Source organism: Flavobacterium sp. LK-23 (genome assembly GCF_058135255.1).
Window position 1 is genome coordinate 147,188 of sequence record NZ_JBYUVT010000012.1, and the last position, 12,784, is coordinate 159,971.

Here is a 12,784-nt window from a genome sequence, read left to right on the forward strand (position 1 = left end):
AAAATATAAAAAATAGGTTTTAAATGTTAATTTTATATAAGTTGTTTTGGAAAACAGATATAATATTTTGTCACCAATTTAGATAACGATTTCAAATTCAGCTGGTCAGAAGCTTCAACAACATCTTCAATTGTTTTATCTTTTTTCAAAATACGAATAGGTTCTGCTTCTTTACTGTATGCTTGGTTTTTTATTTTCCCTCTAAAAATAAAATATCCAGCATCTACTGCCGAAATTTGATGTGCTTCTGCAAACTCTTCTTTTAAAGACTGAGATTCTTCCATCGGAATTTTTTCTGCACTAAGCTTAATTTTCAACAAATCTCTATTAATAATCATTTTGCTTAAGGTAGAAAGTATAAAATCATTATGTCTCTGCCAAGCTTTCAACGCGCTAATAATATCAAAATCATCTAATTGCGAAAACAAATCCAATTTCTCAGCATCAAAATCTTCTAGTGTAATTTTATTTTGCATGAAATACATCAGAGGCTCACTGCAAGGCAATTTAACACCTTTTAAAGTCAGCTCTTTTGCTCTTTTCAAGACTTTCATTAAAATTAACTCAGCTACTAAACTAGTTTTGTGCAAATAAGCCTGCCAATACATTAATCTTCTGGAAAGTAAGAATTTCTCTACGGAATAAATTCCTTTTTCTTCAATTACCAAAACATCGTTTTCAACATTCATCATCTGAATCAATCGTTCAGAATTGACATTTCCTTCAGCAACACCTGTATAAAAACTATCTCGTTTTAAGTAATCCATTCGATCCATATCCAACTGACTTGAAATCAATTGCAACATAAATTTTCTATGATATTCTCCCTTAAAAACCTGAATTGCCAAACTTAATCTTCCGTCAAATTCTTCATTCAGCTGATTCATAAACAATAACGAAATCGCTTCGTGATGCACATCTTCTACAATACTTTTTTCCATAGCATGCGAAAATGGCCCGTGCCCAATATCGTGAAGCAAAATTGCTATTAAAAGTGCATTCTCTTCTTCTTCAGAAATCACAACATCTTTAAAACGAAGCGTATCAATTGCTTTCTTCATCAAATGCATACATCCTAATGCGTGATGAAAACGAGTATGATTTGCTCCAGGATACACCAAATACGACAATCCCATCTGCGAAATGCGACGCAGACGCTGAAAGTAAGGATGCTGAATTAAATCGTAAACTAGTTCGTTCGGAATCGTAATGAAACCATATATAGGATCGTTGAATATTTTTAATTTATTGATCTGAGTCACAGTTCAGTTATTTTTTTGGTCAACAAATATAAGTAAATAAGTATAAAGAGTTTGGTGTTTTTTATTTAAAAATCACACTTTAAATTACCATGATTATCAATAAAATACATTTAAAAATGTTAAAATTCAAAATAAAATCATGTTTCAACTTTGGTAATTTTATACTATTTTTAATACTTTTTAAGTTCTATAACTTTAAATTGCAGTAAAATTAAATTGATTTATGGATAAGATAAAAATACTTTGGGTCGACGATGAAATCGATCTTTTAAAGCCTCACATATTATTTCTAGAAAAAAAGAATTACGAAGTTACTACTTGCAACAACGGATTAGACGCGATTGCCTTGTTTGAAGAAGATAATTTTGATATTGTTTTTCTCGACGAAAACATGCCTGGAATGAGCGGATTGGAAACGCTTTCTGAAATGAAAGAAAAAAAATCAGCCATTCCGATGATTATGATCACCAAGAGTGAGGAAGAATATATAATGGAAGAAGCCATTGGTTCTAAAATTGCTGATTATTTGATTAAACCCGTAAATCCGAATCAGATTCTATTGAGTTTGAAGAAAAACTTGGATGATTCGAGATTAATTACAGAAAAAACAACTTTAGACTATCAGAAGGAATTCAGAAAAATTTCAATGGAATTGGCAATGGTTAATTCTTATGAAGACTGGATTGAATTGTATAAAAAATTGCTTTTTTGGGAATTAAAACTAGAAGACATCAACGATACAGCGATGATTGAAATTTTAGAATCTCAAAAAGTAGAAGCTAATTCCCAATTCGGAAAATTCATTGAACGAAACTACGAAGATTGGTTTGCTCCAAAAGCAGATAAACCGATACAGTCCAACACCTTATTTAAAGAACTTGTTGTTCCTGAACTTAAAAAGAAAGACAAGCCGATTCTATTTGTGGTAATAGACAATCTAAGATACGATCAATGGAAATCTTTCGAATCTGTTATTTCAAATTATTACAAATTAGAAAAAGAAGTACCTTATTACTCTATTCTTCCAACAGCTACGCAATATGCGCGAAATTCAATTTTCTCAGGTTTAATGCCTTTAGAAATGGAAAAACAGTTTCCTGAATATTGGAAAAATGATGTTGAAGATGGCGGAAAAAACCTTTATGAAGCAGAATTTTTATCGGCTCAATTGAAACGTTTGGGTTTAAATATTAAAGAAGATTATTTTAAAATCACCAATTATGCTGGCGGAAAAAAGTTAGCCGAAAACTTTAAAGCTTTAAAAGGAAATGACTTAGTAACCGTGGTTTACAATTTTGTTGATATGCTTTCGCACGCTAAAACCGAAATGGAAGTAGTAAAAGAATTAGCCTCTGATGATAAAGCGTATCGTTCTTTAACTTTAAGCTGGTTTAAAAATTCTCCATTATTAGAAATTATTCAGCAAGCACAGCTTTTAGGCTTCAAATTAATTTTAACCACAGATCACGGAACCATTAATGTAAAAAATCCGTCGAAAGTTGTGGGAGATAAAAATACAAGTCTAAATTTGCGCTACAAAACTGGACGTAGTTTAACTTACGAACAAAAAGATGTTTATGTAGTAAAAGAACCTAAAACAATCGGTTTACCTGCCATAAACATGAGTAGTTCGTTTATTTTTGCCAAAAATGATTTCTTTTTGGCATACGTAAACAACTATAATCATTATGTGAGTTATTACAAAAACACGTATCAGCATGGCGGAATTTCTTTAGAAGAAATGATTATTCCGTTCTTGGTATTTAATCCGAAATAAAAAAGTTTGCAGTCGCAGTTTTCAGTCGCAGTCCAGAAACTGATTTAAAAATACTAGATTTTGCCACAGATTAAAAAATTAAGACAATTAAAAAAATCCTTTAAAATCTTTTTAATCTGTGGCAAAAAAAATAATTTCGCTTTCGCGGAAGACCATTAAAAGTTTTCAGACTGAGACTGAAAACTGCGACTGAGACTTATATATAAATAAAAATAAAAATGAACATCGTTTTTTCATTAGATCAAATTCAAGAAGTTGCAGAGCAGATTATTGCTTCAAATCCTAATAAAATTATCCTTTTTAATGGAGAGATGGGAGTTGGGAAAACTACTTTAATCAAACAGCTATGTAAAAGCCTTGGAATCACTGACACAACTAGCAGCCCTACTTTTTCTTTAGTAAACGAATATCAAATTCCAAACGCAAAAAAAGTCTATCATTTTGACTTTTACAGAATAAAACAAGAAACCGAAGCGCTAGATATGGGAGTTGATGATTATCTATATTCTGGAAATTGGTGTTTTATTGAATGGTCTGAAAAAATTACAAATTTGATTCCTGAAGAACATTCTACCATAAATATCGAATTGTTAGCTGACGGAAAAAGAGAACTAAAATTGATTTGAGATTATTTTAAAACAAATATCATTGAAGAAAAAATTACTTATTTTATTTGCCACTATCTTTAGTTTAATTGGACTTTTTTTCCTCTTTCTTTTGGGCATAACGACAGATTTTTTATCGGACGAAGTGGAAGCTTCTAAAATTGAAAAATGCAAAGAGATTGTTAGTATTATTGATCGAAATAGTAATTTTATAAATGACAGCCTTAGTATCGATGCGCCTGCAGATGGAAAGTGCATAAGGTATTACATTAAAAACAGCAATGACATTAATAATTTGTTTTCCAAGATTAACAATTCTGATAAACAGAAATTTAAGCAATTGGTTGATAGCAATTTTTGTGAATACATTGAAATTGGCGAAGCAGAAAATTGTATTATGTTTTGTATAAAAACATCGATACATAATTATAAAATTGTGGGCGCGTATAAAAAAATGTTCATAATCTACGAAAAAAAACCTGAATGCAATTGCAAGGACAATCCTATTGGATATCCAAATTACCCAGATTATGTAAAGCCATTATCAAAAAATTGGTACCAGACAAAAGTACGTGTACCCAAGCGATATTTTGGGTGTTAAACAGAATCTTTAACATTCGGCCTGTAGTATTAGCACAATTTTTACACTAATTTTAAAACTTTTTACGTAATTTGTACCTTTAATTTTTTGCATTATCCATGTCAATCACATTAACTCCATTTACAAAACAACAATTAATACCGCAAGAAGAAAAACTTGAGGTTGGTCGTTTTAAAAGAGAACTTTTTATAGGAATTCCTAAAGAAACAAGTTACCAGGAACGCCGTATCTGCCTTACGCCAGATGCAGTGACTTCCTTAACTTATGAAGGTCATCGCGTTATGATCGAATCTGGAGCGGGAGAAAGTTCGAGTTATACAGATAAAGAATATGCAGATGCTGGTGCAGAAATAACAAAAGACACTAAAAGAGTTTTTGGCTGTCCGTTTCTATTAAAAGTAGAGCCGCCAACTTTAGCAGAAATCGAAATGATTAACCCTGAAACAGTTATCATTTCAGCTATTCAGCTTAAAACTAAAAAGAAGGAATACTTCGAAGCGCTAGCGCAAAAAAAAATTACAGCTTTAGCTTTTGAATATATTAAAGATGAAGACGGATCTTATCCTGCAGTAAAATCTTTAAGCGAAATTGCAGGAACGGCTTCAATCCTTATTGCAGCTGAACTAATGATTACCAACGAATTTGGAAAAGGCCTTTTGTTTGGAAACATTACAGGCGTCCCTCCTACTGAAGTTATTATTTTAGGAGCAGGAACAGTTGGTGAATTTGCCGCAAAAACAGCTATTGGACTTGGTGCAAACGTAAAAGTTTTTGATAATTCTATTACAAAACTACGTCGTCTTCAAAACAATTTAAATCAAAGAATTTTTACTTCAACTATTCAGCAAAAAGGTTTATTAAAAGCCTTAAGACGTTGTGATGTAGCCATTGGCGCCATGCGCGGAAAAGAAAGATGTCCGATTGTCGTGAATGAAACAATGGTTGAGCACATGAAAAAAGGAGCTGTAATTGTTGATGTCAGCATCGATACTGGCGGTTGCTTTGAAACTTCAGAAGTTACAACTCACGAAAAACCTACATTTATAAAAAGTAACGTTTTACATTATTGCGTACCCAATATACCTTCACGTTATTCCAAAACGGCCTCATTATCAATAAGCAATATCCTAACTCCTTACCTCCATCAGATAGCTGAAGATGGTGGTATCGAAAGTGCAATTCGTTGCAACAAAGGTCTTAAAAACGGAATTTATCTATATCATGGAATTTTGACCAATAAAGCAATTGGCGATTGGTTTGATTTGCCAGATAACGATATTAATTTACTTGTATTCTAAAGGAACTTTAGTGTACCTTTGCAAAAAAAATATTTCATGAAGTTCGCATACCGTTTTGCATATTATCTGATTGGTCTCGTAATGGGATGTTTTATTGTATCAGGATTTTTTATTGGAAAAGACACTCGTTGTAATTATTTCCCAAATGCTCGAGTACTAAACAATCTTAGAACAAAACCTTTTCAATATTCTCCAAAAGCCGTTCAGACTTTAAGCGAAAAATGGGTTGACACAGCAGACGTCAAAAATACATTAACTTATGGGGATGTAGATTTTGACCAAAGTAATGTTCCGTTCAATAAAGGAAAACTTTATATCATTGAAGGAAAAACAGTAAAAAATCAAGAGATTATTCTAAAAGTAGTTAATTATGAAAATAAAGCTGTTTTAGAAGAAATTGTAAAAAAATAAAAAGAAAGCCTGTTAAAATAGACTGCACCCAAAAGTTTAGACAAATTTATAATTAAGTTTGATAATAATAAGCTCGATATTTTATTGGGCTCATTTTGTTCAAATTTGATTTAATTCTTTCGTTATTGTAATATGTTATGTACTTATTAATTTCTTTTTTTAATTGTTCTATTGACTTGAATTTTTGGGTATAAAACATTTCCAGATTTAATATTCCAAAAAAGTTTTCAATAATTGCATTATCTAAGCAGTTTCCTTTTCTTGACATGCTTTGTTTGATTCCTTTTTGTTTTAATAAATCTTGGTAATGTCTCATTTGATATTGCCAGCCTTGGTCTGAGTCAAGAATTAAATTTGTATTGTTTGGTATTTTTCTAAAAGCTTTTTTAGCAGTTCATTCTCACAGCGAAGCCTTTCGTTTTCTTTCAGCAGTTCCTGCTCTCTTGTAAGAGGTTTGTCTGATTTACGTTTTCTGCCTTTATCACTCATTGCTGGTCTGCCTCTTTGTTTTGGTTGTAATCCTACTAGTCCAAAGTTAGCAAAATCTTTTTTCCATTTTAAAAATATGGAAATATCGGGAATATTAAATCTTAAATTAGCCTGCATTAAAGGAAGAGATTCCTTTTCTATGCTTTTGAGCACTTTCAGCTTAAATTTTGCTGAATAGGTTTGATTTATTCTTGGCAATAAACCAATTTCGCCATATGTCTTATAAAAACTCACCCACTTTCGAATATTCCATCTTGAAGTCTGCTTCAATTTTGAAACTTATTCAGCTGGATAGTGCTTCTTTAAAACCAATTCTACACATTCTAACTTAAATGCATAGTCATACTTTACTTTTCTTTCCATAAAAAATGCCCCAAATAGTGTCTAACTTTTTGGGGCATGTTCAAAAAAATAACAGGCTTTCTTTTTTTTATTGTTTTATAACACTCCTTACATCAACTTTATTCTCTGAATCTATAATTTTAATGTAATAAATTCCTTTACTAAAATCCTTTATAGAAATTTGATTATAATATCCTTCAGAATTCTTATTCAATAATAATTTCCCATTACTGTCATATATAAATATAGTATGTTTACCAAAATCAGTTAAAGTAATATTAATAATATCAGATGTTGGATTTGGATAAACTATCGTTTTAAGGACTTTTTCAAAATTTACAACATCTAAAGTATTACAATTTTCAGAAAATTTCACATCTAGATATGACAATCGGTTAGCCAGCCAATTAGAGATATAATCTATTTCATTTTCATTAGCACTATAATCTGGCCAAGCAAGATGTTCTCTTTCATAAACTCCATTTTCTTTTAGTGTATTATAATTACTTGTAAGCATAAGCATTAACTTATCATGAGTAATTAATGTACTTCTTAATTCCTGCCATCTTAAATTAAGCTTTTCACGAAAACCATCTTTTGAGCAATCATTTAAAAGACGATCGTAAAGTCCGTTAGATAATAAATCATTTGTAATATTTTCATGCTGACCATTCCATATCGTTCCATAAGTTCCGTCTAAATCCCATGGGACATAAAAATAAGGTTCATTGTTTGTGTATTTAGCAATATATAAATTTTTACCTCTATTATCTGTGGCTCTTATCAAATTAAGAAATATAAAATAATCTACAGCATTATTAAGATCAAATTTAGTTTTATACACAGCATAAAAATTACTATTTGTCTCATTTACGACGAAATCAACAAATTTATATAAATTACTCCAATCCGTTACTTCTTTTGGATGTTTGTACTCCATCCCCCCCCACAATAAGTCATCATTATTATATGGAATCAAAGATGTAAACGTTGAACTATTTCCCCATTGATCTCCTTTATAGAGCTCTCCTCTTATACTTCCGTTATGTTTTTTTAATTTCAATAACTTTCTGTTTACTTTTTCACCAACACAATATATTCCTCTATATTCACCATTTAAAAATAGTTCTGCATATTTCATTTCAATACCACTTACTACTTCCGGTTCTAAATTCAGATAATATGGCTCGTGTATCATTTTCCATAAATCATTATTGGTTTTACTATGAAACCTAAGAGATTCATTATACATTGCCTGCAAATTATACCCATCATCAGAATGCATACCTAACAAACTCACATCATGAGTTTCATTACCATTTTGATCTTCCCAAAATTCAATTTCAAATGATTTTTTAGGTAAACTTTGTGAATAAGCTCCTCTAAGTTGTATTCCTATATCGGAAGTTATACTGTTTTGATTGCTCTCAATTAATTTAAAATTAGCTAAAACGTTAGGTTCATCTACAATTTCATTATTTGCAGTAATTGTAATTAAAGGTAATGCAGTAAAATAAAGAATGTATTTTTTGCTATCGCTTGGATTAATTAAATTATATGGAGTCCCTAATTTAATTACACTAACAGGAATTTCAAAATTATAACTAACATCCAATGTTATAGAAGATTTTTCACCTTCCCACGTAGTGTTAACATAGTTTACGTCCAGATTAGTTACTATGAGTGACTTGTTGATGTCAATATTATATTGATTAGAAGGAATAATAATTATTTCTTGTGCATAAGAAATATAAAAAGAAAAAAAAAGAAAAATTAAAAGTAGTTTTTGTTTCATAGGTGGCATTTTATCAAAAATGCAAAAATAGTCTTAACCATAACAAATCCTAGCTTACACAAAAAAAATGCCTAGCCTTTAAAGATATTTTTACTCCTAAAAAAAACTTTTTAAAACACAATTATATAAATATCAACACTTTGTATTATAATATTAAATTAAAAAAAAAAGCTTTTAAAAAATTTATTAAAAGCTTTTTTCTGATTAAATAAATATTATAAATATCAAGAATAAAAAAGATAATTAAAATAAGCATAAAGACCAATTTTACATCTACGCCTGTTACCATTCAATTTCTTTCATTTCTTTCGATTTCAAAAACTCATTTGTCAGGCTAAAATGTTTATTCCCAAACCAAAATCCTCTGTTTGCACTTAAAGGTGATGGATGCCCGGACTTTAAAATATGATGTTTTGAAGCATCAATCAATGCTGCTTTTTTTTGAGCAAAACCTCCCCAAAGTAAAAAAACAACATTTTCTTTTTCAGAAGAAATTTGTTTGATGACAGCATCTGTAAATTTTTCCCAACCTTTTCCCTGATGACTTCCGGCTTCAGATTGTCGAACTGTCAGAGTTGCATTTAACAGAAAAATACCCTGATCTGCCCAACGCTCCAAATTACCTGTTTTAGGCATTGGCTTATTTAAATCTACTTCAATTTCTTTAAAAATATTTTGAAGTGATGGAGGAAAAGGAATTCCGTCATTAACCGAAAAACACAATCCATTTGCCTGATTAGGTCCATGATATGGATCCTGACCAATTATAACAACTTTTACCTGATCAAAATAACAATGATCAAAGGCTGAAAAAATCTGACTCCCTTTTGGATAACACACCTTGGTTGTATATTCAGATTTCACGAAATCAATTAATTCTTTAAAATATGGTTTTTCAAATTCTTCATTTAAAACTAGTTTCCACGAAGAATGCATTTTTATGTCCATGATTTTTTTTATGCGAATTTCAGAAATTATTACTTAAAAACATATTTACTAAAAAGAAAAATATCAAAAATCGAAAGTCAAAAGTCAAAATGATAGCAAAGAAAAAAACTTATAAATCATAATTCATAATTCACAATTCATTATTGTTTTCGTACTTTTGCCTCTACTTTCATAAAGAAATTAAATGATCAGTATTACAGAAAAAACATTACAAGACTTACAATTTCCAACTGTTTTGGAAACCATCTCAGATGGTTGCAACACCGATATTGGAAAAGAAAAGGCTTTACAAATAAAACCATTTAGAGATAAAGAAGAATTAATGCAATCGCTGATGCAAACATCAGAGTATGTATCTTCTTTTCAAAATAATAACGCAATTCCAAATCACGGATTTGACGCTATAACGCATGAAATTAAATTTCTTGCAATCGAAGACAGTTTTCTTGAAGTGGGAAGTTTTAGAAAAATCGCTAATCTTTCTGCAACAACAAATGTCTTATTGAATTTCTTGAAAAAATTCGATGACTATTATCCCAATTTAAATGCTAGAGCTTCAAGAGTAGAGTTAACCAAAGACATTATCACTGCAATTGATGCAATTGTAGATAAGTATGGAGAGATAAAAGACAATGCTTCTCCTGCTTTGGCTGGGATTAGACAAAATATGAATTTAGTTCGCGGAAAAGTGAATCAAAGTTTTGGTGTCGCTTTAACGCAGTACAACGGTTTAGGTTATCTGGACGATATTAAAGAAAGTTTTGTGCAAAACCGTAGAGTTTTAGCGGTTTTAGCTATGTATCGTCGTAAAGTAAAAGGTTCAATTTTAGGAAGTTCCAAAACCGGAAGCATTGCTTATATCGAACCTGAAGCTACCTTGAAATATTCTCGCGAATTAGCCAACTTGGAATACGAAGAGAAAGAAGAAATTACAAGAATTTTAAAGAATTTATCAAATGTAATTCGTCCGTATCTTCCTTTATTAATTGAATATCAAGATTTTTTGAGTGATATTGATGTAGTTGCGGGAAAGGCAAAATATGCAAATCGAATAAACGGAATCTTACCAACAATTACAGAAGAAAGAAGATTATTCTTTAGAGAAGCGTATCATCCAATTTTATATCTCAACAATAAACAGAAAAAAGAAGTTACGCATCCACAGACCATTGAGTTAAAACAAGAAAATAGAATAATTGTAATTTCGGGACCAAATGCTGGAGGAAAAACCATTTCCTTAAAAACAGTTGGTTTATTACAATTAATGCTCCAATCTGGAATCTTGATTCCGGTTCACGAAAGAAGCGAAACTTTCTTATTTGATAGAATCTTAACCGATATTGGAGACAATCAATCTATTGAAAATCAACTAAGTACTTATAGCTACCGATTAAAAAACATGAATTACTTTTTAAAGAAATGTAATAGCAAAACCATGTTTTTAATTGATGAATTTGGTACAGGTTCTGATCCTGAATTGGGTGGTGCTTTGGCTGAAATTTTCCTGGAGGAATTTTATCATCGTGAAGCGTTCGGAATTATCACAACACATTATTCCAATTTAAAAATTCTAGCAAACGAGCTACCATATGCTACAAATGCGAATATGATGTTTGACGAAAAATCTCTTGAACCAATGTATAAATTAGCTTTGGGTCAGGCAGGAAGTTCGTTTACATTTGAAGTTGCACAAAAAAATGGAATTCCGTTTGGATTGATCAATCGTGCAAAAAAGAAAATTGAAGTCGGAAAAGTTCGTTTTGATAAAACCATTGCAACACTTCAGAAAGAGCGTTCGAAGTTGGAAAAAACTTCTTTGAATCTGAAAGAAGAAGAAACTCGTGCTCGAGAAGAAAGCAAAAAGATGGAAAACATCAATACAAGAATCCAACAAAAATTGGAAAGCTATCAGGAATTATATGACAGCAACCAAAAGATAATTTACATTGGACAAAAAATTGATGATATTGCTGAGAAGTATTTCAACAACAAAAACAAAAAAGAACTGATCGGTGAATTTTTAAAAATTGTTGAGATTGAAAACTCTAAACGTAAAAAAGCAACTCCGAAAGAAGTAAAAGCAAAAGTTGAAAAACAAAAAGAAATTATTGCTGAAGTACAGGTAAAAGTTGAGGAAATTCGAAAAGAGAAAAAAGAGAAGAAACTTAAACCCGTTATTGAAAAACCAAAACCAATTTTGAAAGTTGGTGATAGAGTAAGAATGCTTGACGGAAGATCTGTTGGAAGTATTGATTTAATCGAAAAAAATAAAGCAACAGTTAATTACGGAATTTTTACTTCGAAAGTAAGTTTAGATGAATTGGAATTGGTTGAAGCGGTTAAAAAGTAAAAAATTCAGTGTCAGTGGCAGTTTTCAGTCTTTAAAAACGGTTAAAAAACTACAAAATCAAAATAAAACGATTTAAGAAACGTTTTTCTAAAATACGATAAAATAGATGCTTTATTTTTTAAAATTCATTTTAAAGGATTTATTAAAGCCGTTTTTGATTTGTAAAATTTATTAAAAACAACAATTCAATAAACAAAACAAATAAGTGCTAATTTAATTAATCCAAGTTCACTTTCATGTATATCTAAACATGAAATGTAAAATTTGAAATAAACCTAATAAAATGGAAAGCCTTCCAAAAAATAAAAAAATAGTTCTTTTTGACGGAGTTTGCAATCTGTGCAGTTCTGCTGTGCAATACATTATAAACCATGACAAAAAAGACATTTTTAGATTTGTTGCATTGCAATCAGAATTGGGCATTTCAATCTGTAAACACCTAGGAATCAGTTTTTCTAAAATGGATAGTATTATTTTGTACGATCCAAAAACAGCTTATTTTTATAAGTCTTCGGCAGTAATTGAAATAGCTAAAAATTTTGGAGGTTTATGGAGGTTAACACCCGTTTTTAGAATTGTACCAATTTTTATAAGTGATAGGATTTATGATTATGTTGCAAAAAACAGATATAATTGGTACGGCAAGAAAGAAAGCTGTATGATTCCGACTCCAGAGTTGAAATCTAAGTTTCTTTAAGAAATTTCAAATTCTTAAATTCCAAATTCTAATTTCCACAATATTGTCATTTCGACGAAGGAGAAATCTTCGCAAGTAACTCCGTAACGAAAACCCAATCTTTGCCGAGCTTCTCGCGAAGATTTCTCCTTCGTCGAAATTGTAAAGGTTAGATAATTCGGTAACAAAATTTAACTTTAATAAATTTTGTTGCGATGAGAAATAACAGT

Annotated in this window: 12 protein-coding genes; 7 read left to right on the forward strand and 5 right to left on the reverse strand. The window is 30.5% G+C overall.

What is annotated here, in order from left to right; genetic code table 11:
- Positions 1–32: 32 nt before the first annotated feature.
- A complete protein-coding gene (locus tag AC3Y25_RS17365) occupies positions 33–1,262 on the reverse strand; it encodes an HD domain-containing protein (protein ID WP_095929272.1) in 1,230 nt (409 codons plus the stop codon).
- A gap of 223 nt (positions 1,263–1,485) precedes the next feature.
- On the opposite strand from AC3Y25_RS17365, the gene porX reads away from it, so the two are divergent.
- The 5 genes from porX (at position 1,486) to AC3Y25_RS17390 (ending at position 5,954) form a co-directional block, all read left to right on the forward strand.
- Entirely contained in the window at positions 1,486–3,039 is a 1,554-nt protein-coding gene (gene porX / locus AC3Y25_RS17370; protein ID WP_095929271.1) for a T9SS response regulator signal transducer PorX, read from the forward strand.
- Positions 3,040–3,257: 218 nt separating this feature from the next.
- Positions 3,258–3,665, forward strand: coding sequence for a tRNA (adenosine(37)-N6)-threonylcarbamoyltransferase complex ATPase subunit type 1 TsaE (gene tsaE, locus AC3Y25_RS17375; RefSeq protein ID WP_489903594.1), 408 nt, complete (start codon positions 3,258–3,260; stop codon positions 3,663–3,665).
- A gap of 22 nt (positions 3,666–3,687) precedes the next feature.
- The gene (locus tag AC3Y25_RS17380; RefSeq protein WP_489903595.1) at positions 3,688–4,245 is read left to right on the forward strand and encodes a hypothetical protein; all 558 of its coding nucleotides are present in this window, start codon (positions 3,688–3,690) and stop codon (positions 4,243–4,245) included.
- Between the two features lie 98 nt (positions 4,246–4,343).
- Positions 4,344–5,543 (forward strand): alanine dehydrogenase, encoded by a 1,200-nt coding sequence (locus AC3Y25_RS17385; protein ID WP_489903596.1) that lies wholly within the window; start codon positions 4,344–4,346, stop codon positions 5,541–5,543.
- Between the two features lie 36 nt (positions 5,544–5,579).
- Positions 5,580–5,954, forward strand: a complete 375-nt coding sequence (locus tag AC3Y25_RS17390; RefSeq protein WP_095929268.1) for a DUF4258 domain-containing protein — start codon at positions 5,580–5,582, stop codon at positions 5,952–5,954.
- Positions 5,955–6,006: 52 nt separating this feature from the next.
- Here the strand turns inward: AC3Y25_RS17390 and AC3Y25_RS17395 are convergent, their stop codons facing one another.
- The 4 genes from AC3Y25_RS17395 to AC3Y25_RS17410 all read right to left on the reverse strand — a co-directional run bounded on the left by AC3Y25_RS17395 (position 6,007) and on the right by AC3Y25_RS17410 (position 9,528).
- Positions 6,007–6,324, reverse strand: coding sequence for a transposase (locus tag AC3Y25_RS17395; RefSeq protein ID WP_489903603.1), 318 nt, complete (start codon positions 6,322–6,324; stop codon positions 6,007–6,009).
- Positions 6,303–6,713, reverse strand: coding sequence for a hypothetical protein (locus AC3Y25_RS17400; RefSeq protein ID WP_489903597.1), 411 nt, complete (start codon positions 6,711–6,713; stop codon positions 6,303–6,305). Before AC3Y25_RS17400 ends, AC3Y25_RS17395 begins: the two co-directional genes overlap by 22 nt.
- Positions 6,714–6,873: 160 nt before the next feature.
- Complete coding sequence (locus AC3Y25_RS17405; RefSeq protein WP_489903598.1) at positions 6,874–8,580, reverse strand: CotH family protein; 1,707 nt, start codon at positions 8,578–8,580, stop codon at positions 6,874–6,876.
- A gap of 282 nt (positions 8,581–8,862) precedes the next feature.
- Complete coding sequence (locus AC3Y25_RS17410; RefSeq protein WP_489903599.1) at positions 8,863–9,528, reverse strand: uracil-DNA glycosylase; 666 nt, start codon at positions 9,526–9,528, stop codon at positions 8,863–8,865.
- 184 nt (positions 9,529–9,712) lie between these two features.
- Here AC3Y25_RS17410 and AC3Y25_RS17415 point away from each other — a divergent pair, with 184 nt between their 5' ends.
- Together AC3Y25_RS17415 and AC3Y25_RS17420 are read left to right on the forward strand one after the other, a co-directional pair.
- Complete coding sequence (locus AC3Y25_RS17415; RefSeq protein ID WP_489903600.1) at positions 9,713–11,878, forward strand: endonuclease MutS2; 2,166 nt, start codon at positions 9,713–9,715, stop codon at positions 11,876–11,878.
- Between the two features lie 283 nt (positions 11,879–12,161).
- A complete protein-coding gene (locus tag AC3Y25_RS17420; protein ID WP_489903601.1) occupies positions 12,162–12,575 on the forward strand; it encodes a thiol-disulfide oxidoreductase DCC family protein in 414 nt (137 codons plus the stop codon).
- Positions 12,576–12,784: the final 209 nt, after the last annotated feature.

Excerpts from the sequence above, each read along its gene's own strand:
- AC3Y25_RS17405 (WP_489903598.1), bottom strand. The coding sequence starts at position 8,580 with ATGAAACAAAAACTACTTTTAATTTTTCTTTTTTTTTCTTTTTATATT.
- porX (WP_095929271.1), top strand. The coding sequence starts at position 1,486 with ATGGATAAGATAAAAATACTTTGGGTCGACGATGAAATCGATCTTTTA.
- AC3Y25_RS17410 (WP_489903599.1), bottom strand. The coding sequence starts at position 9,528 with ATGGACATAAAAATGCATTCTTCGTGGAAACTAGTTTTAAATGAAGAA.
- AC3Y25_RS17420 (WP_489903601.1), top strand. The coding sequence starts at position 12,162 with ATGGAAAGCCTTCCAAAAAATAAAAAAATAGTTCTTTTTGACGGAGTT.
- AC3Y25_RS17415 (WP_489903600.1), top strand. The coding sequence starts at position 9,713 with ATGATCAGTATTACAGAAAAAACATTACAAGACTTACAATTTCCAACT.
- AC3Y25_RS17390 (WP_095929268.1), top strand. The coding sequence starts at position 5,580 with ATGAAGTTCGCATACCGTTTTGCATATTATCTGATTGGTCTCGTAATG.
- AC3Y25_RS17385 (WP_489903596.1), top strand. The coding sequence starts at position 4,344 with ATGTCAATCACATTAACTCCATTTACAAAACAACAATTAATACCGCAA.
- tsaE (WP_489903594.1), top strand. The coding sequence starts at position 3,258 with ATGAACATCGTTTTTTCATTAGATCAAATTCAAGAAGTTGCAGAGCAG.